General features: G+C 71.3%; 14 protein-coding genes. 9 read left to right on the forward strand and 5 right to left on the reverse strand.

The window, feature by feature from the left end; genetic code table 11:
* Positions 1–117: 117 nt before the first annotated feature.
* From ABIC30_RS15330 to ABIC30_RS15370, 9 genes are all read left to right on the forward strand, one after another.
* Positions 118–654: a regulatory protein RecX gene (locus ABIC30_RS15330; RefSeq protein WP_089231578.1), complete on the forward strand. Its 537-nt coding sequence runs from the start codon at positions 118–120 to the stop codon at positions 652–654.
* Positions 655–730: 76 nt separating this feature from the next.
* Entirely contained in the window at positions 731–1,942 is a 1,212-nt protein-coding gene (locus ABIC30_RS15335; protein WP_091976872.1) for a putative DNA modification/repair radical SAM protein, read from the forward strand.
* Positions 1,942–3,423, forward strand: a complete 1,482-nt coding sequence (locus ABIC30_RS15340) for a UdgX family uracil-DNA binding protein (RefSeq protein WP_354455649.1) — start codon at positions 1,942–1,944, stop codon at positions 3,421–3,423. Before ABIC30_RS15335 ends, ABIC30_RS15340 begins: the two co-directional genes overlap by 1 nt.
* 60 nt (positions 3,424–3,483) lie before the next feature.
* Positions 3,484–3,780 carry a nucleotidyltransferase family protein gene (locus ABIC30_RS15345; RefSeq protein ID WP_354455651.1) on the forward strand — a complete coding sequence of 99 codons (297 nt, stop codon included), beginning with the start codon at positions 3,484–3,486 and terminating at the stop codon, positions 3,778–3,780.
* On the forward strand, positions 3,761–4,120 hold the full coding sequence (locus tag ABIC30_RS15350) for a HepT-like ribonuclease domain-containing protein (protein WP_354455653.1): 360 nt from the start codon (positions 3,761–3,763) through the stop codon (positions 4,118–4,120). Before ABIC30_RS15345 ends, ABIC30_RS15350 begins: the two co-directional genes overlap by 20 nt.
* 22 nt (positions 4,121–4,142) lie before the next feature.
* Positions 4,143–7,301 (forward strand): DNA polymerase I, encoded by a 3,159-nt coding sequence (polA, locus tag ABIC30_RS15355; protein WP_354455655.1) that lies wholly within the window; start codon positions 4,143–4,145, stop codon positions 7,299–7,301.
* Positions 7,302–7,433: 132 nt separating this feature from the next.
* A complete protein-coding gene (locus ABIC30_RS15360; RefSeq protein ID WP_354455657.1) occupies positions 7,434–9,521 on the forward strand; it encodes an ATP-binding protein in 2,088 nt (695 codons plus the stop codon).
* A gap of 55 nt (positions 9,522–9,576) precedes the next feature.
* The gene (locus ABIC30_RS15365) at positions 9,577–10,548 is read left to right on the forward strand and encodes an NADPH:quinone oxidoreductase family protein (protein WP_020092528.1); all 972 of its coding nucleotides are present in this window, start codon (positions 9,577–9,579) and stop codon (positions 10,546–10,548) included.
* A gap of 189 nt (positions 10,549–10,737) precedes the next feature.
* Positions 10,738–12,420, forward strand: coding sequence for a methyl-accepting chemotaxis protein (locus ABIC30_RS15370; protein ID WP_042669700.1), 1,683 nt, complete (start codon positions 10,738–10,740; stop codon positions 12,418–12,420).
* 54 nt (positions 12,421–12,474) lie between these two features.
* Here ABIC30_RS15370 and ABIC30_RS15375 read toward each other — a convergent pair whose 3' ends face one another.
* The 5 genes from ABIC30_RS15375 to ABIC30_RS15395 all read right to left on the reverse strand — a co-directional run bounded on the left by ABIC30_RS15375 (position 12,475) and on the right by ABIC30_RS15395 (position 18,687).
* Positions 12,475–13,488: an adenosine kinase gene (locus ABIC30_RS15375; protein ID WP_020092526.1), complete on the reverse strand. Its 1,014-nt coding sequence runs from the start codon at positions 13,486–13,488 to the stop codon at positions 12,475–12,477.
* Between the two features lie 52 nt (positions 13,489–13,540).
* Positions 13,541–14,092: a Uma2 family endonuclease gene (locus tag ABIC30_RS15380; RefSeq protein WP_020092525.1), complete on the reverse strand. Its 552-nt coding sequence runs from the start codon at positions 14,090–14,092 to the stop codon at positions 13,541–13,543.
* Positions 14,093–14,168: 76 nt separating this feature from the next.
* Entirely contained in the window at positions 14,169–15,578 is a 1,410-nt protein-coding gene (locus tag ABIC30_RS15385; RefSeq protein ID WP_020092524.1) for an MFS transporter, read from the reverse strand.
* A 101-nt stretch (positions 15,579–15,679) separates the two neighbouring features.
* Positions 15,680–16,609, reverse strand: coding sequence for a glutaminase (locus ABIC30_RS15390; protein WP_020092523.1), 930 nt, complete (start codon positions 16,607–16,609; stop codon positions 15,680–15,682).
* A 308-nt stretch (positions 16,610–16,917) separates the two neighbouring features.
* Positions 16,918–18,687, reverse strand: a complete 1,770-nt coding sequence (locus ABIC30_RS15395; RefSeq protein WP_026604824.1) for an ABC transporter ATP-binding protein — start codon at positions 18,685–18,687, stop codon at positions 16,918–16,920.
* Positions 18,688–18,689 lie beyond the last annotated feature (2 nt).

Below are 18,689 nucleotides of genomic sequence, written 5' to 3' on the forward strand. Positions count from 1 at the left end.
CCATACCTGAGTCATGGAACGCAAACCTGTCGAGATCGTGAAGAACCGGTGAAATCTCCATTCGTTGCAGGATCCGCGCCAGAAGGTCGCGACCGCGAGATCAAGCCGCCCGGCCCCGTGAGCCCGGCCTGGCTGGAGCGTGCGGCGCTCCACTATCTGGAGCGCTACAGCGCCTCGACCGAGATGCTGCGCCGGACGCTCGCGCGCCGCGTGCAGAAGCGGGCGCGGGCCCGGGGCGAGGATCCCGAACGCTTCGCCGACCTCGTGACGGCGACCGTGGCGCGGGCGGTGTCGGCCGGCCTCGTGGACGACGCGCGCTTCGCCGATACCCGCCTCGCCACCCTGCGCCGCCGCGGCACGTCGAGCCGCGGCGTCTCGGCCAAGCTCGCCGCCAAGGGGGTCCCGCGCGACGTCGTCGAGGCCGCCATGCTGGCGGAGCGCGACGCCCTGCCGGTCGGGGAGGCGGACGCGGTCGAGGAGCAGGCCGCGCAGGCCTACGCCAAGCGGCGACGCCTCGGCCCGTATCGCCGCCCGGACCAGCGGGCGGCGCACCGCGACCGGGACCTCGCCGCCCTGGCCCGGGCCGGCTTCGCCTACGGCCTCGCCCGCCGGGTGGTCGACCGGGAGACCGAAGAACCCGACGAGCCTGCGTGACGGGTGCGGCATCGCGGCCCGGGGCGAGGGCCGCGCCGGCCTTGCACCTTCCGCCGCGTTGTTCATTGTCTGTTCGATGGACGAGACCCTGGCCAAGAAGCTGCGCATCCTCGCGGACGCGGCCAAGTACGACGCCTCCTGCGCCTCCTCGGCCGCGCCGAAGCGGGCGGCCGGCAAGGACGGGCTCGGGTCGACCACCGGCGCCGGGATCTGCCACGCCTACACGCCGGACGGACGGTGCGTCTCGCTCCTCAAGATCCTGCTGACCAACTGGTGCCTGTTCGACTGCGCCTACTGCGTGAACCGGCGCTCCTCGAACGTGCGGCGGGCGAAGTTCACCGTGGAGGAGGTCGTGAACCTCACCCTGAACTTCTACCGGCGCAACTACATCGAGGGCCTGTTCCTCTCCTCCGGCATCATCAAGTCGCCGGATCACACGATGGAACTCCTGACCCGCGTGGCGAAGTCGCTGCGGCGCGACCACGGCTTCGCTGGCTACATCCACCTCAAGTCGATCCCGGAGGCGAGCCCCTGGCTGATCGAGGAGGCCGGCCTCTACGCCGACCGGCTCTCGATCAACGTCGAGCTGCCGACTGAGGCGAGCCTGGAGCGGCTCGCGCCCGAGAAGGACGGCGCCGCGATCCAGGGGGCGATGGCGCAGATCGGCGAGCGCATCGTGCAGGCCAAGGCCGAGAAGCGCCGCTTCTCGCCGGCCGGCCACTCGACGCAGGTGATCGTCGGGGCGGACACCACCACCGACGAGGCCCTGATCCGCAAGAGCGCGCTCCTCTACGGCAGCGTCGGCCTGAAGCGGGTCTACTACTCTGCCTACAGCCCGATCCCGGACGGCTCAGCGATCCTGCCGCCGAAGCCGCCGCCGCTCCAGCGCGAGCACCGCCTGTACCAGGCCGACTGGCTGCTCCGGTACTACGAATTCACCCCCGACGAGGTGGCCGACGCCTCCGAGGGTGGGATGCTGGCCCTCGACATCGACCCGAAGCTCGCCTGGGCGCTGAAGCACCGGGACAAGTTCCCTGTGGACGTGAACCGCGCCGACCGGGAATGGCTGCTGCGGGTTCCGGGGCTCGGGGCTCGGGCGGTCGACAAGATCGTCAGGGCGCGCCGCCACGCGACCCTGCGCCTCGATGACGTCGCCCGGCTGACCTCCGGGCTGAAGCGGGCGCGGCCGTTCCTCGTCGCCGCCGACCATCGGCCGGTCGGGTTGACCGACCGGCTCGACCTGCGGGCGCGGCTGGTCGAGCCCGCGGCGCAGCTGAGCCTGTTCTGATGGGGGCGGGGCCCGCGCCGTTTCCGTCTGCCTCCGTGGAGAGGGGGGATGCGCGGTCGCCGCGCTCCGTCGCGCTGCGCCCCGGCGCCGATCTCGACGGTTTCCGCAACGCCGCCCGGAGCCTCGTCGCGCAGGGCGTCCCGCCCGAGGCCGTGACGTGGTCGGTGACGGACGCGCCCGGCCTGTTCGGCAGCGACGCCGAGCCGGCGACCGGCACGCCGCTCGTCCTGCCGAAGGCCGTCGCCGGCCTGATCCCGCAGGTCATTCCCCACCGCGATCCGGAGCGCTACGGCCTGCTCTACGCGCTGATCTGGCGCGTCTGCCGCGGCGAGCGGCACCTGATGGAGGTCGGCAGCGACCCGCTGGTCCACCGCCTGCACCGGATGGCGAAGGCGATCGGGCGCGACCTCCACAAGATGCACGCCTTCCTGCGCTTCCGTCGGGCGGAGGGACCGGACGGCGAGCGCTACGTCGCGTGGTTCGAGCCGGACCACCACATCCTCGAGGCGGCGGCGCCGTTCTTCGTCGATCGCTTCCGCGGGATGCGCTGGTCGATCCTGACGCCCGAGGGCTCGGCCCATTGGGACACCGAGACCCTGACTTTCGGGCCGCCCGGCGACCGCGCCCAACTTCCGGAGGGCGACGGCTTCGAGGCCGGCTGGCAGACCTATTACGAGAGCACGTTCAACCCGGCCCGCACCAACCTGAAGGCGATGCGGGCGGAGATGCCCAAGAAGTACTGGCACAACATGCCCGAGACGGCCGCGATCCCGGCCCTGGTCCGGGCGGCGGCCGGGCGCACCGAAGCCATGATCGAGAGGGAGCCGACCTTGCCCACACGCCGCGAACCCGCCCGGGCCGTCGCCGCCATGGCCGACCAGGATCCCAAGAGCCTCGACGAGCTGAACGCGATCATCCGCCGGACCGAGCCGCTGGTGCCGGGGGCCACCCAGGCCGTGCTCGGCGAGGGGTCGGTCGGGGCGACGGTGGCCTTCGTGGGCGAGCAGCCCGGCGACCAAGAGGACCGGCAGGGCCGGCCCTTCGTCGGGCCCGCCGGCCAGCTGCTCTCCCGCGCCATGGCGGAGGCCGGGATCGACCGGGGCGCGAGCTACCTGACGAACGCGGTCAAGCACTTCAAGTTCGAGGAGCGCGGCAAGCGCCGCATCCACCAGAAGCCGACAGCCGGCGAGGTCAGCCACTACCGGTGGTGGCTCGACCGGGAGCTCGAATTCGTCGGTCCGAAGCTCGTCGTGGCGCTCGGCGCGACCGCCGTGCTGGCGCTGACCGGCAAGGCGATCCCGATCACCCGGGCGCGCGGCCCGTTCCGCTTCGACCGGCACGACAACCGATTCCAGGGCTTCATCACGGTCCACCCATCCTACCTGCTCCGGCTGCCGGACGAGGCGAAGGCGGAGGCCTACGCGGCCTTCGTGGACGACCTGCGCCGGGTGGAGGCGCTCGGGCGCGAGCTGGCGGCCTGATCCTCCTCTGCCGCGCTTCTGCTATGCTGACGGCCGCCGATTCCCTCCGGTCCCGCCGCCATGGACAAGCTCGCCGCCCTCGACATCCTGCGCGCCAACGAGGCGGAACTGCGCCGCCGCGGCGTGCTGCACGCGGCCTTGTTCGGTTCGGTCGCCCGGGGGGAGGCGCGGGCCGACAGCGACCTCGACGTGATGATCGAGATCGATGTGTCCGTCGTGGGCGGTCTCTTCGGCTATGTCGGCCTGTGCCACTTCATCGATGATCTCTTTCCGATCCGGGTCGACGTGACGGATCGGGCGGCCCTGAAGGATCGGGTTCGCACGCACGCGGAGCGCGATGCCATTTCCGCCTTCTGAACGCGAGCGGGCCGCCTGCGCCGACATGATCGCCAACGCGGAGCGCGTTGCCCGCTTCGTAGGGGGATTCACGCTCGAGACGTTCGAGGCAGACGAACGCACCCACTTCGCGGTCGTGCGCTGCCTGGAGATCATCTCGGAGGCGAGCCGCCGATTGAGCGCCGAGACGAGAGCCCGATATCCCGACGTGCCGTGGCGTCAGATCGCGGATGCGGGGAACTTTTATCGCCACAGCTATCATCGGGTGACGCTGGACATCGTCTGGCTCACCGTCCACCACGAGTTGCCCGTTCTCGTCGCGGCCTGCCGCGCCGAAATCGCCCGCGCGCCCGACTCCTGATCGCCCCGAGCCGCCTGAGCCCATGACCGACTCGAAGCCCGACTCGAGCCCCGAGACCAAGCCCGTCGGACCCGGCGATCAGGTGATCCTGGTCGACGGCTCGTCCTTCATCTTCCGGGCCTATTTCCAGTCGATCAACCAGGACCAGAAGTACAATTCGCGCCCCTCCGACGGGCTGCCCACCGGCGCCGTGCGGCTGTTCTGCACCAAGATCGCGCAGTTCCTGCAGGACGGCGCCGCCGGCACCATGCCGAGCCATCTCGGGATCGTCTTCGACAAGTCGGAGGGCTCGTTCCGCAAGGAGATGTTCCCCGACTACAAGGGCCACCGCCCGGACGCGCCCGACGACCTGAAGCGCCAGATGCCGCTGATGCGCGACGCGGTGCGCGCCTTCGGCCTGCACGCGGTGGAGCTGGAGCGCTACGAGGCCGACGATCTCATCGCCACCTACACCCGCCAGGCCGAGGCGCGGGGCGCGGGCGTCATCATCGTCTCGTCCGACAAGGACCTGATGCAGCTCGTCGGGCCGCAGGTGCGGTTCTACGATTTCGAGTCGGGTGCCAAGGGCAAGCCCGGCTACCGGCCCGAGCGCAACCTCGACGTCGAGGCGATCGTCGCCAAGTGGGAGGGCCTGCAGCCGAACCAGATCGGCGACGCGCTGGCGCTCATCGGCGACACCTCCGACAACGTGCCAGGCGTGCCCGGCATCGGCCTGAAGACGGCCGCGGCGCTGATCAAGGAGTTCGGCAGCCTCGAGGCCCTGCTGGAGCGGGCGGGCGAGATCAAGCAGCCCAAGCGGCGGGAGACGCTGCTCGCCAACATCGATCAGGCCAAGCTGTCGCGCAGGCTCGTGGCGCTGATGGAGGACGTACCGGTCCCGGTGCCGCTGGACGACCTCGGCGTGCCTCAGCCCAATCCCGAGAAGCTGGTCGGCTTCCTGAAGGCGATGGAGTTCAACACGCTGACGCGCCGCATCGCCCAGATGCTGCACGTCGATCCCGAGGCGGTGAAGCCCGATCCGCGCCTCCTGCCGGGCGCCCGGCCGCACGGCTACGGCAACGCGGCCGGCGGCAGCGACGCGGTGCCGTTCTTCGGCGATTCCGTGCCGCCGGATCCCGAGACCGCGGCCGCCGGGGCCGAGCGACCGCCGGGCGCCGCCCCGCCGGAGGGCGGCGAGATCGATCCCTTCGCCGATCTCGACCTGCCGGACGCGCCCGCCAAGCCCCGGGCGCCCGTCGAGGCGACACCCGGCAACGTGGTGGCGGCCCGGGCCGCGGAATCCGTGGCGCCGTTCGACACCGCCGCCTACGAGACGGTCTCGTCCCTGGAGCAGCTCGACGCCTGGATCGCCGAGGCCGAGGAGGCCGGCGTGATCGCGGTCGATACCGAGACCGACTCGCTCGATGCCCACAGGGCCGGCCTCGTCGGCGTCTCGCTGGCGGTCGCCACCGGCCGGGCCTGCTACATCCCGCTGGCCCACGTCCAGGCCGCCAAGGTGCAGGCGGACGCCACCGACCTGTTCGGTGAGGGCGCCGCGCCCTCCGACGTGGTCGAGCCGGTGCCGGGCCAGATCCCCCTGAAGGAGGCCGTCGCCCGGCTGAAGCCGCTCCTCGAGCACCCCGGCGTCCTGAAGGTCGGCCAGAACCTCAAATACGACTGGGTGGTGCTCGCCCGCTACGGCATCGAGGTCGCGCCGTTCGACGACACGATGCTGATCTCGTACGTGCTCGACGCCGGCAAGGGCGGCCACGGCATGGACGAGCTGGCCCGCCGGCATCTCGGCCACCAGCCGATCACCTTCTCGGACGTGGCCGGCACCGGCCGCAACAAGGTCACGTTCGACCGCGTCGCCATCGACAAGGCCACCGCCTACGCGGCCGAGGACGCCGACGTGACCCTGCGCTTGTGGCGGATGATGAAGCCGCGCCTCGTGGCCGAGCACCGTGTAGCCGTCTACGAGACCCTGGAGCGGCCCCTGCTGCCGGTGATCGCCCGGATGGAGCAGCGCGGCATCCGCGTCGACCGGGAGATGCTGAGCCGCCTGTCCGGAGATTTCTCGCAGATCCTCGTCCGCCTGGAGGAGGAGATCCAGGAGGATGCCGGGGAGAAATTCTCGGTCGGCTCGCCGAAGCAGATCGGCGACATCCTGTTCGGGAAGATGGGTCTGCCGGGGGCCAAGAAGACGCCGTCGGGCCAGTGGGCCACGCCCGCGACCCTGTTGGAGGAGCTGGCCCAGGCGGGCCACGAGCTGCCCAAGAAGATCCTGGAGTGGCGGCAGCTCTCGAAGCTGAAATCCACCTACACGGACGCGCTCCAGGCCCATGCCGACCGCGAGACGGCGCGGGTCCACACCTCGTTCTCGCTGGCGGCGACCACCACGGGGCGGCTGTCCTCCTCCGAGCCGAACCTGCAGAACATCCCGATCCGCACCGAGGAGGGGCGGCGCATCCGCCGCGCCTTCGTGGCGGCGCCCGGCAACCGGCTGATCTCGGCCGACTACTCGCAGATCGAGCTGCGGCTGCTCGCCCACATGGCCGACATCCCGGAACTCCGGAAGGCGTTCGAGGACGGCATCGACATCCACGCGGCGACCGCCTCGGCGATGTTCGGCGTGCCGCTCAAGGAGATGACCCCCGACCTGCGGCGCCGGGCGAAGACCATCAACTTCGGCATCATCTACGGCATCTCGGCCTTCGGCCTCGCCGACCGGCTCGGCATCGGCCGCGAGGAGGCCTCGGCGTTCATCAAGCAGTATTTCGAGCAGTTCCCGGGCATCCGGGACTACATCGAGACCACCAAGAAGAGCTGCCGCGACAAGGGCTACGTCACCACCCTGTTCGGCCGGGTGTGCCACTACCCGCAGATCCGCTCCAACAACCCCTCCGAGCGGGCCAGCGTCGAGCGGCAGGCGATCAACGCGCCGATCCAGGGCTCGGCCGCCGACATCATCCGCCGGGCCATGACGCGGATGGAGGCGGCGCTCGCCGCCAAGAAGCTGAACGCCCGCATGCTGCTGCAGGTGCACGACGAGCTGGTCTTCGAGGTCGCCGAGGACGAGGTGGAGCGGACGATCCCGATCATCCGCGGCGTCATGGAAGAGGCGCCGGCGCCGGCCCTGACGCTGAAGGTGCCGCTCGTGGTCGAGGCCAACGCGGCGGGCAACTGGCAGGAGGCGCATTGACGGGTCGGGTCGGATCGAGGCCGAGCCGGTGGCGCTCTGAACCGACGTCGCTGAACCGCGACCGGGCATCCTGGACAGGCCGCCGAAGACCGTCATACGCCGCACGCCCATGACCTGCACCGCTCAGAGCCCGTGACCGACTCCCTCGCCTTCCTCTCCGGCGGCGGCGAGGCCGCGCGGATGATCCGCGCGCGCGACTGGTCGGGTCATCCCCTGGGGCTTCCGGAGACGTGGCCGGCGGAGTTCCGCGCGGCCCTGTCGCTCGTCCTCAACTCCCCGGAATCGATGATCCTGGCCTGGGGGCCCGACCTCCACTTCTTCTTCAACGACACCTACTTCCCGCTCCTCGGCCCGCGGTTGCCCTGGGCGATGGGCGAGCGGTTCGACGTGGTCTGGGCGGATGCCTGGGATCAGGCCAGGCCGATCATCGACGCCGCGATGGCGGGCCGTCCGGAGCGCTTCGTCGACCTGCCGTGGCAGCTCGACACCGATCGGGGCGCCCGCGAGACGTGGTGGACCTTCTCGTACTCGCGGGTTCTCGATGCCGACGGCCGGGTCACCGGCCTGTTCATCCTCACCAACGAGACCACCGGCCGGGTCCGGGCGGACGCCGCCCTCAAGGAGAGCCAGGGGCGGCTCGAGGCGGCGCTGGCGGAGCTGCGCGATCTGAACGCCACCTTGGCGCAGCAGGTCGAGGAGCGCACGGCCGACCGCAACGCCCTGTGGACGCTCTCGTCCGACATGATGCTGCGCTGCCTGTTCGACGGGACGATCACCGCGGTGAACCCGGCCTGGACCGAGGTGCTGGGCTGGCGCCCGGACGAACTGATCGGAACGAAGCTCATCGCCCTCGTCCATCCGGACGATCTCGACCGCACCGTCGCGGGCGCGGGCCAGCTCTCCGCGGGGTCGAGCCTCGCGCGCTTCGACAACCGCTACCGCCACCGGGACGGCGGCTATCGCTGGATCAGCTGGGCGGCCCGGCCGGGGGAGGGGATCATCAACGCCGTCGGCCGCGATTTCACCGCGGAGCGCGAGCGCGCCGACGCCCTGGCCGCCGCCGAGGAGGCCCTGCGGCAGTCGCAGAAGATGGAGGCCGTCGGCCAGCTGACCGGCGGCATCGCCCACGACTTCAACAACCTGCTCGCCGGCATCTCCGGCTCGCTGGAGCTGATCCAGACCCGCCTCGGTCAGGGCCGCGTCATGGATGTGGACCGCTACATCAACGCGGCGCAGGGGGCCTCGAAGCGGGCCGCGGCGCTGACCCACCGGCTCCTCGCCTTCTCGCGGCGCCAGACCCTCGACCCGAAGCCCACCGACGTGAACCGGCTGGTGGCCGGCATGGAGGAGCTGATCCGCCGCACCGTGGGCCCCGCCGTAATGGTCGAGGTCGTGGCGCCGCCCGGCCTCTGGCCGGCCCTGGTCGACCCGCCGCAGCTCGAGAACGCGCTCCTCAACCTGTGCATCAACGCCCGGGACGCGATGCCCGAGGGGGGGCGCATCACGATCGAGACCGCCAATGCCTGGCTCGACGAGCGCGCCGCCCGGCGCCACGACATGCCGCCGGGCCAGTACCTGTCGCTGTGCGTCACCGACACCGGCAGCGGTATGGCGCCGGAGATCGTCGGCAAGGTGTTCGAGCCGTTCTTCACCACGAAGCCCCTGGGGCAGGGCACCGGCCTCGGCCTGTCGATGATCTACGGCTTCGCGCAGCAATCCGGCGGCCAGGTGCGGATCCACTCGGAGGTCGGCAGGGGCACGACGGTCTGCCTGTACCTGCCCCGCCACCGCGGCGCGGTCGCCGAGGAGGACGCGCACGCCGCCGTCGGCGCGCCGCCGCGGGCCGCGCCGGGCGAGACCGTGCTGGTGGTCGACGACGAGCCGACCGTCCGCATGCTGGTCACCGAGGTGCTGGAGGATCTCGGCTACACGGCGATCGAGGCCGCCGACAGCGCGGCCGGCCTCAAAGTGCTGCAATCCGACGTGCGCATCGACCTGCTGGTGTCCGACATCGGATTGCCGGGGGGCATGAACGGGCGCCAGATGGCCGAGGCCGGGCGGCTCACGCGGCCGGGCCTCAAGGTCCTGTTCGTCACCGGCTACGCCGAGAGCGCGGTCTTCGGCAACGGGCCCCTCGAGGCCGGGATGCAGGTCATCACCAAGCCGTTCGTGGTGGAGGTGCTGGGCGCCCGCATCCGCGAGATGATCGGAACGGCTTGACCGCACCGTCGGTTCGGGCCTGATCGGCCGGGAAACGCCGGGGAGGAGGGACGCCATGCGGGCGCTGCTGTGCACGAGGCTCGACGGGCCGGAGCATCTGGAGATCGTCGAGCGGCCCGACCCGGTGCCGGGCCCCGGGCAGGCGCTGGTGCGGATGCGGCTGGCGGCCCTGAACTTCTTCGACACGCTGATCACCGCCGGGCGCTACCAGGTGAAGCCGACCCTGCCGTTCTCGCCGGGCGGCGAGGGGGTCGGCGTGGTCGAGGCGCTGGGCGAGGGCGCCGCGGGCGTGTCCGTGGGCGAGCGGGTGATCGTCCATGCCGGGCACGGCTGCTGCGCGGAGCTGATCGCCCTCGACGCCGCCCGGCTCACGCCGGTGCCGGACGCCGTGCCGGACGAGCAGGCGGCCGGGCTGACCATCACCTACGGCACCTCGCTGCACGCCCTGGCGAACCGCGCGCGCCTGCGGCCCGGCGAGTGGCTGGCGGTCCTCGGCGCCTCCGGGGGCGTCGGCCTCGCCGCCGTCGAGCTCGGCCGGCTGATGGGCGCCCGGGTGATCGCCTGCGCCTCCTCGGAGGAGAAGCTATCGGTCGCCCGCGCCCACGGCGCCGAGGCGGGCGTGGTCTACGACCCGGCGACGCTCAAGGACGAGCTGCGCCGGATCTCGGGCGGCGGGATCGACGTGGTCTACGACGCGGTCGGCGACGCCTACGCGGAGCCGGCCCTGCGGGCGCTCGGCTGGCGCGGGCGCTTCCTCGTGATCGGCTTCGCCGCCGGCGCCATCCCGCGGCTGCCGCTGAACCTGATGCTCCTCAAGGAACTCGACGTGCAGGGCGTCCACTGGGGCGCCTTCCTGGACCGAGAGCCGGAGGCGCACCGGGCCGATCAGCGCCGGCTCCTCGACTGGGTCGCCGCGGGCAGGCTCACCGCGCAGGTCCACGGCGTCTACCCGCTGGCGGAGTACCCGGAGGCCTTCGGCCTCCTGACCCGCCGCGCGGCGGTGGGCAAGGTGCTGCTGCGGCCCTGACCCGGGGCGCGGCCGCCCGCCTCAGCCCGGATCGGCGCGCGACCCGCAGCGCGGCGTCGGCGGGCGACGCGCTATGCGTTCCGCGCCGATCTGCGGCGCAGATCGCTGCCGCAGTAGAGGTTGCGGAAAAATCTGTCTTTCATCTTCATGCATCCCGACGCGACGTTGTCGTTCTCTGTGGTGCCCGAGATGAGACTGCGAAGAAGTATCGTATCGAAGCTGATACTGCCCTCGATCGTCGGATTTCTGCTTTTCCTGGCAAGCTCGGCCGTCGGCTTGATGCAGATACAGGCCATCAACGCCGCCGCCGTGGAGACCCGCGACGTCTGGGTGCGCAAGGACAACGATCTCCATACGATTCGATTCCTGATGCTGCGGTACCACACGACGACGATCCGCAAGGTGGTCGCCGTCGACGACGGTGAGAACCGGGACCTCGATGCCGAGTTCGTCGAGATGGATCGGTCCATCCCCGAGGCCTTCCAGAGCTACCGCGCGCGCGCGACGACGCCCCGGGAGCGCGCGCTCTGGGACGCGTTCGAGGGGCGGTGGAAGGTCTATCGCGTCGCCCAGGAGGCGATCCTCGCGCCGCTCAGGCGCGGCGACCGGAACGCGGCCCGCGACGCCATCGCGCCCGCCCGCCCGCCGCTCGTGGCCGCCTTCGATGCCCTGGCGGATCTCGCCCAGGTCACCGCCGAGGGCACGAACGTCTCGGTCCAGCGCTCCGAGGACGCGTTCCGGACGGCGTGGTCCGTCACCGTCGCGCTCGCGGTCATCGGGTTGCTCCTGACCGGCGCGGCGGTCTGGTGGGTCTGGCACCGGGTCGCCCGCCCGATCCGGTCCCTGGCCGGAACCATGGGCCGGCTCGCGGCCGACGACCTCGACGCGGCCGTCGGCGGTTCCGAGCGCGGGGACGAGATCGGCGTCATGGCGGCGTCCGTCCAGGTCTTCAAGGACGGCCTGATCCGGGCGCGCACGCTCGAACACGACGCCGCACAGGCCCGCGCCACGGCCGAGGCGGAGCGGCGGAGCGGCATGCACCGGATCGCCGACGCCTTCGAGGGCACGGTCGGCGGCATCATCGGCACGGTCTCGACCGCCGTCGCCGCGCTGCAGGACACGGCCTCGGCCATGAACGAGGCGGCCGCCGACACCGCCGATCGCTCCATCCGGGTGGCGAGCGCGGCCGAACGCGCCGCCAGCACCGTCAGCGTCGCGGCGGCGGCGGCCGAGGAACTCGGCGCCTCCGTCCAGGAGATCGGCCGCCAGGTCGCGGGTTCGACGGAACTGACACAGTCGGCGGTCGCGGACGCCGCAGCGACCGCTCACTTGGTTCAGGATCTGAACGGGGCGGCGATCCAGATCGGTCATGTCGTGACCCTGATCTCGACCATCGCCGAGCAGACGAATCTCCTCGCGCTGAACGCCACGATCGAGGCGGCGCGGGCCGGCGCGGCGGGCCGCGGCTTCGCCGTCGTGGCCGCGGAGGTCAAGGAACTGGCCGGTCAGACCGCGCGGGCAACCGACGAGATCGGCGGCCACGTCGCCCGGATCCAGTCTTCCACCGGCGACGCCGTCACGGCGATCGGACGCATCGGCGGTCGGGTTCAGGAACTCAGCGCGGTGGCGACGCGGATCGCCAGCGCCGTGGAGCAGCAGGGCGCCGCGACGCAGGAGATCGTCCGCAACGTCTCCCAGGCCGCCCAGGGGGCAGCGGACGTCACCAGCACCATCACGGGCGTCGCCGACGCGGCGAAGGGGACCGGAGCGGCGGCCGATCAGGTTCTCACGGCAGCCTCGGAGCTGTCGAACCGGTCCGGCCACCTCAGGGACGAGGTGACGCGCTTCCTCGCGACCGTCCGCGCGGCCTGAGCGCGCGGGATCGGCGCAAACGCGGACCTCCGGCCGCGCGCCCGGCGCGCCGGCTCAGAGGAGCCCGCGCGCCTTGGCCAGGCCGACCAGGTCCGCCTGCGGGCGGGCGCCGATATGCTGGATGACCTCGGCGGCCGCGAGCGTGCCCAGGCGGGCGCTGGCAACGTTGTCGAGCCCGCGGGCGTGCCCGGCCAGGAAGCCGGCCGCGAACAGGTCGCCCGCGCCGGTCGTGTCGACCACAGTCTGGACCGGGCTCGCCTCGACGGCCCGGACCTCGCCGCCCTGAACCACCAGGGCGCCGTCGGCCGAGCGCGTGACGAGGCCGAGCAGGTGCCGGCCGCGGGCGTTGCGCTCATCGCGCAGGGCCGCCACGGCGGCCTCGGGATCGTCGGTCTCGTAGAGGCTCTGCAGCTCGGCCATGTTGGCGAACAGGATGTCGATGCTGCCGTCCCGCACGAGGCCGAGGAACTCGTCGCGGTAGCGGCCCACGCAGAACGCGTCCGAGAGGGTCAGCGCGACGGCGTTGCCCGCCTGATGGGCGAGCTGAGCGGCCTTGCGGAACGCATCCTTGGCGGCCGGCGGATCCCACAGGTAGCCCTCGAGATAGACGACGCGGGCCGAGCTCACGAGCGCCTTGTCGACGTCGTCGGGCGACAGGCCCTGGCAGGCGCCGAGATACGTGTTCATCGTGCGCTCGCCGTCCGGCGTCACGAGCACGAAGCACCGGGCGGTGGCCGGCCCCTCGGCGGCGGCCGGGACGGCGAAGTCGACGCCGGTCGCCTTGAGGTCGTGGCTGAACAGGCCGCCGAGCTCGTCGTTCCGGACCTTGCCGACGAAGCCGGTCTTGGCCCCGAGGAGCGCCGCGCCGACCGCGGTGTTGGCGCCCGAGCCGCCCGACACGATCGTCGCCGGTCCCATCGCCTGGAACAGCGCCTCGGCCCGCGGCTCGTCGATGAGCTGCATCGCGCCCTTGGTGACGCCCTGCGCCGACAGGAAGGCGTCGTCCGTGCGGGCGATCACGTCGACGATCGCGTTGCCGAGCACGAGGAGATCGAGGGGTGCAGTCATCCGGGCGTCCTGATTCGCGTTCGCGCCGCTGTGGCATCCGCCTCGGATCGGATCAAGCGCCGTCGTCGGCGGGCGCGAGGTCGGCGAACAGCTCGGGCACGGGCAGGCGCAGGCCGGGGGGCGTCAAATCCAGCGTCTCCCGGGTCGCGATGCGGGTCTCGATCAGGCCGCCCTGCGCGCGGCGGTGATGGATGACGAGACGCTTCACCGGATCCACGATCAGATAGTGGATGACGCTCTCCAGACCGAAGTAGCGGGTCAATTTCAGGCCCGAGTCCACCGCGCGTGTGCCCGGCGACTGAACCTCGACGACGATGACGGGATCCGGCACTTCGATGGCATCGAGATCCATCCGGGGCCCACAATAGACCAATGCATCCGGTTCGAATGTCGTCGTGCTGTCGATGCGGACCGTCATGCCGTCGGGCATCATGTGGCAGACGACACCGGAGGCTCTGATCGCGCGATTCAGGGCTGTCTGTGCTGCGAACTTGACCAACGCATGTCCGGCCCGCTCCGGTGACATCGCGAACACCTCGCCATCGACCAGCTCGAATCGCCCCGGCTGCCCCTCGGCCCAGGCGAGAAACTCGTCGACCGTCATCCGGGATCTCGGCTGAGCGACCATGCCCGAGGTTAGCACGGATTCGGCTTGCCGGGAGCTGTGCTCCTCACGGGCCTCACCCCGCGATCTTCTCCAGCGCGACGTCCCGCGTCCGGGGACCCAGCAGCCCGACGAGCAGGCCCGCGGCCAGCATCGCCGCCGAGATGAACAGGAACACGCCCGGCGTCCCGGCCTCCCGCAGCACGAACGCGATGACGAAGCCGGTGAAGATCGCCGAGAAGCGGCTCCAGGAATAGACGAAGCCGACCGCCCGGGCCCGGATGCCCGTGGGGAACAGCTCGGCCTGATAGGCGTGGAAGCTGTACGACATCACGTTCGAGGCCAGCGTCAGGCCGATGCCGAGCGCCACGATGACGGTGACGTCCCGCGTCTGCGCGAAGGCCAGGCCGCAAGCGATGTAGAGGAGGGCGGCGGCCACGATGACGTGCTTGCGCTCGAACCGGTCGGCGATGGCGAGGCCGATCAGGGGCCCGACCGGGGCGGCCAGCGCGATCAGCGCCGTGTAGGCGAGGCTCGACGTCACCGTGATGCCCTGGGCCACCAGGAGGGTCGGCACCCAGTTGGCGAAGCCGTAGAAGCCGACCGTCTGGAAGACGTTGAACCCCGCCATCATCAGGGCGCGGCGCCGGTAGGGCTGGACCCACATGTCGCGGAACGCGCCGCGCGGCTGCACCGGCTCCGGCGCGGCCGGTGCGGGAAGCGCGCCGCCGTGCTCGGCCGCGATCCGCGCCTCCAGCCGCCGCAGGACCGCCTCGGCCTCCGCCAGACGGCCGTGCTCGACGAGCCAGCGCGGGCTCTCCGGCAGGCCCGCTCGCATCCACCAGACCACGATCGCCGCCGAGGCGCCGATCAGCACCACCCAGCGCCACCCGTCGATGCCGAGGGGCGCCGCCGGGATCAGCAGGTAGGACAGGAACGCCACGACCGGCACGGCGGTGAAGCCGATGCCCTGGCACAGGGCGAAGGCCCGGCCCCGGATCGCCTTCGGCACCAGCTCGGACAGGTAGCTGCCGATCGTCACCATCTCCAGGCCGAGGCCGATCCCGGCGATCAGGCGCCAGAGATTGAGGCCGAAGGCGTCGCTCTGGCAGGCCATCACCACGTTGGCGGCGGTGTAGGACAGCAGCGACCACGTGAAGATCGCCCGCCGGCCGAACCGGTCGGCGAGCCAGCCGCAGGCGATGGTGCCGATGAACAGGCCGGTGAAGAGGGCCGCGACGAAGCTCGCGACACCGCTGGCGCCGAACAGGCCCGGAGTCGTCGGCGTCAGGATCCCGGCCTTGACGAGGCCCGGCGCGACGTAGCCGGTGAACAGCAGGTCGTAGAGTTCGAAGAAGAAGCCGAGCCCGAGCAGCATCACGAGGCGCCAGACCGTCGGCGTCGCCGGGAGCCGGTCGAGACGGGCCAGGATGGCGCCGGGATCGAGACCCTCATCGGAAGCCTGGACTGCCGTACGCGTCGCCATGCAGGTGAGCCTCGTCTCGGCGCCGCGGCGCCCCGCCGGCGCAGTGCCGCGGAAGCGTGCAGCGCGCAAGGGGGCGCGACGCGGGCCGCGCGGCGGAGCCGTCAGGCGCCGAAGACGGACCAGCCCATGCGCTGCGTCAGCCGCTCCAGGGCGATGCGGCCGAGATGGGAATTGCCCGCCGCGTCGAGGCCGGGCGACCAGACGGCGATGGACGCCTTGCCGGGCGCGATCGCCAGGATGCTGCCGCCGACCCCGCTCTTGCCCGGCAGGCCCACGCGATAGGCGAACTCGCCCGACCCGTCGTAGTGGCCGCAGGTCAGCATGATCGCGTTGATGCGGCGCGCGCGCTCGGCCGAGACCACCGAGTGGCCGGTCGACGGGTTGACGCCGTTATGCGCTAGGAACCGTCCGGCCCGCGCGAGCTGGCGGCAGTTCATCGCGATGGCGCAGTGGTGGAAGTAGACGCCGAGCGTGTAGTCGACCGGATTGTCGAGGACGCCGAACGACTTCATGTAGTTGGCCAGCGCGGTGTTGCGGAAGCCCGTGCGCTTCTCCGAGGCCGCCACCGTCTCGTCGATGGTGATGCTGGAATCCTGGGCCAGGAACTGCATGAAGCGCAGGATCTCGCCCAGCGCCTCGCGGGGCTCGTGGCCCGAGAGGATCACGTCGGTGACCGCGATCGCGCCCGCGTTGATGAAGGGATTGCGCGGCACGCCGCGCTCCCGCTCCAGCTGCACGATGGAATTGAACGGGTTGCCCGAGGGCTCGCGGCCGACGCGCTTCCAGAGGCGGTCGCCGACCATGCCGAGGGCGAGGGTGAGCGTGAACACCTTCGACACGCTCTGGATCGAGAACGGCGTCTCGCTGTCGCCGCCGGTGAAGACCTGCCCCTCGGCGTCGATCACCGCCAGGCCGAACTGGCCGGGATCGACCCGGGCCAGCTCCGGGATGTAGTCCGCGACCGCGCCCCGGTCGGGGCGCTGGGCCATCTCCTCGGAGATCTCCCGGATGACGTGGGCAAGGTCGGGCACGGTCGGGCTCGGGCGTCGCGTTGCGTCGGAACCGGGCCGGTTCGCGACGTCTCAGGCGATGCAAGGTCCGGTCCGGCCGCGGGGTGATCTAGCAGTGCCGGGCGGGCGTGGGAACCGGAGCGGCCGTGCCCGCGCGATGATCAGCCGGCGAGCGCCGGCCGCCGGGCCGTCACTCGATCCGCACCGTCATCGCGAGCGCAGCGAAGCGACCCAGGGATGCGCCACGCTCGGGCATCGCGTGCCTCACTGGATTGCTTCGCTGCACTCGCAAAGACGGCTGCGGTGCGTCCGCTCGGCGAGAAGGATCATCACGCGGCGGCGAGCGCCATCGCCATCGATTCCTTCTTCATCAGCTCCCGGAAGAAGCCGTCGAGATGGGTCAGCTTGTCGGGCGAGCCGTCCTGCGCGATGCGGCCGCCGTCGAGCACGACAATCCGGTCGAAATCCTGCAGCGTCGAGAGACGGTGCGCGATCGCGATGACGGTCCGGCCCTTCATCAGGTTGGCGAGGGCGTGACGGATCGCCTGCTCGGATTCGGCGTCGAGCGCCGAGGTCGCCTCGTCGAGCAGCAGGATCGGCGAGTTCTTCAGGATCGCCCGGGCGATGGCGATGCGCTGGCGCTGGCCGCCCGAGAGCTTCACGCCGCGATCGCCCACGATCGTGTCGAAGCCTTCCGGCAGGGCCTTGATGAAGTCGGTGCAGTGCGCCGCCTCGGCCGCCTGCCAGACCTCCTCGTCGGTCGCCTCGGGCCGGCCGTAGCGGATGTTCTCACGCAGGGAGCGGTGGAACATCGAGACGTCCTGCGGCACGACCGTGATGGCCTCGCGCAGGGATTCCTGCGTGACGCGCTCGATGTTCTGCCCGTTGATGCGGATCGCGCCGCTCTGCACGTCGTAGAAGCGCTGGATCAGCGAGAACAGGGTCGACTTGCCGCCGCCCGACCTGCCCACGAGGCCGACGCGCTGGCCGGGCTCGATGACGAGGTCGAAGTCGGTGAAGACGGGGCGCCCGTCCGGATAGCTGAACGCGACGTGCTCGAACTCGATCTTGGCGCCCTGGCCGCTGAGCGGCTGCGCCTCCGGATGGTCCACGAGGTCGTGGGGCTGGAGCAGGGTGTGCAGCGCCTCGGAGAGGCGGGCGGTGTGCTGGGTCGCGTCGACCAGCGCCACCGCGAGGTCGCGAGTCGCGGCGAGGATGCGGATGCCGAGCGTGCAGACGAGGACCACCTGACCGTTCGTCGCCTGGCCGGCCTCCCACATCTGGATCGCCCAGTAGAGCAGGCCGAACACGGCGAGCACGGTGAGCACCGCGTGCACGATGCGCAGCTTCTCGAGGTAGAGCAGCGAGGAGCGGCGGGCGCGCATCTCGGTGGCGACGGTGCCCTCGAAGCGCTGGCCCTCGCGCTTGAACGCCGAGAAGGCGCGCACGAGCGACATGTTGCCGACGAGGTCGACCATCTCGCCGTCGACGGAGGCGGCCTTGGCGGCGAAGTCGTGGTGCAGCGGCTTGCCGGCCGCGGCCATCTTGAACATCAGCACGACGACGGCGGCGAACACGCCCGCCAGGATGCCCGCCATGGTGAGGTTGACGGTGGCGATGTAGGCGATCGACCCGAAGGCCGCGACCGTCGGCGGCATCACGTTGAACACGAACATGTTCTCGACCGTGAAGATCGCGTTCGAGGTCGCCGTGATCCGCGACGCCAGGGTGCCCGGCTGGCGGTCGGAGAAGAAGGTCGGGGAGTGGCCGGTCAGGTGCCGGAACAGGTCGCGCCGGATGTCGCCCGTGATGCCCACGAAGGTGAAGGCGCCGGTCAGCGCGGCCACGCGCCAGAGCATGTTGTCGGCGGCGATGAAGGCGATCAGGACCGCCAGGGCGCCCCAGATCACGGTGTTGTCGGGGCCGGGACCCTTCGTCAGCGCGTCGACCACGCCCTTCAGGGCGTAGTCGGTGGAGACCGAGAAGCCGACGGCGCCGAGCACCGAGATCAGGATGACCAGGTGCGGCAGCCAGCGGCGCCGGAGATACCGTCCGACGAAGGCGAAGGGCCTGTCGGCGTATCGGTGCAGCTCTTCCATCG

This window comes from Methylobacterium sp. 1030 (assembly GCF_040544715.1).
Taxonomy (GTDB): Bacteria; Pseudomonadota; Alphaproteobacteria; order Rhizobiales; family Beijerinckiaceae; genus Methylobacterium.

Excerpts from the sequence above, each read along its gene's own strand:
- ABIC30_RS15335 (WP_091976872.1), top strand. The coding sequence starts at position 731 with ATGGACGAGACCCTGGCCAAGAAGCTGCGCATCCTCGCGGACGCGGCC.
- ABIC30_RS15340 (WP_354455649.1), top strand. The coding sequence starts at position 1,942 with ATGGGGGCGGGGCCCGCGCCGTTTCCGTCTGCCTCCGTGGAGAGGGGG.
- ABIC30_RS15345 (WP_354455651.1), top strand. The coding sequence starts at position 3,484 with ATGGACAAGCTCGCCGCCCTCGACATCCTGCGCGCCAACGAGGCGGAA.
- ABIC30_RS15350 (WP_354455653.1), top strand. The coding sequence starts at position 3,761 with ATGCCATTTCCGCCTTCTGAACGCGAGCGGGCCGCCTGCGCCGACATG.
- polA (WP_354455655.1), top strand. The coding sequence starts at position 4,143 with ATGACCGACTCGAAGCCCGACTCGAGCCCCGAGACCAAGCCCGTCGGA.
- ABIC30_RS15365 (WP_020092528.1), top strand. The coding sequence starts at position 9,577 with ATGCGGGCGCTGCTGTGCACGAGGCTCGACGGGCCGGAGCATCTGGAG.
- ABIC30_RS15370 (WP_042669700.1), top strand. The coding sequence starts at position 10,738 with ATGAGACTGCGAAGAAGTATCGTATCGAAGCTGATACTGCCCTCGATC.
- ABIC30_RS15375 (WP_020092526.1), bottom strand. The coding sequence starts at position 13,488 with ATGACTGCACCCCTCGATCTCCTCGTGCTCGGCAACGCGATCGTCGAC.
- ABIC30_RS15380 (WP_020092525.1), bottom strand. The coding sequence starts at position 14,092 with ATGACGGTCGACGAGTTTCTCGCCTGGGCCGAGGGGCAGCCGGGGCGA.
- ABIC30_RS15385 (WP_020092524.1), bottom strand. The coding sequence starts at position 15,578 with ATGGCGACGCGTACGGCAGTCCAGGCTTCCGATGAGGGTCTCGATCCC.
- ABIC30_RS15395 (WP_026604824.1), bottom strand. The coding sequence starts at position 18,687 with ATGGAAGAGCTGCACCGATACGCCGACAGGCCCTTCGCCTTCGTCGGA.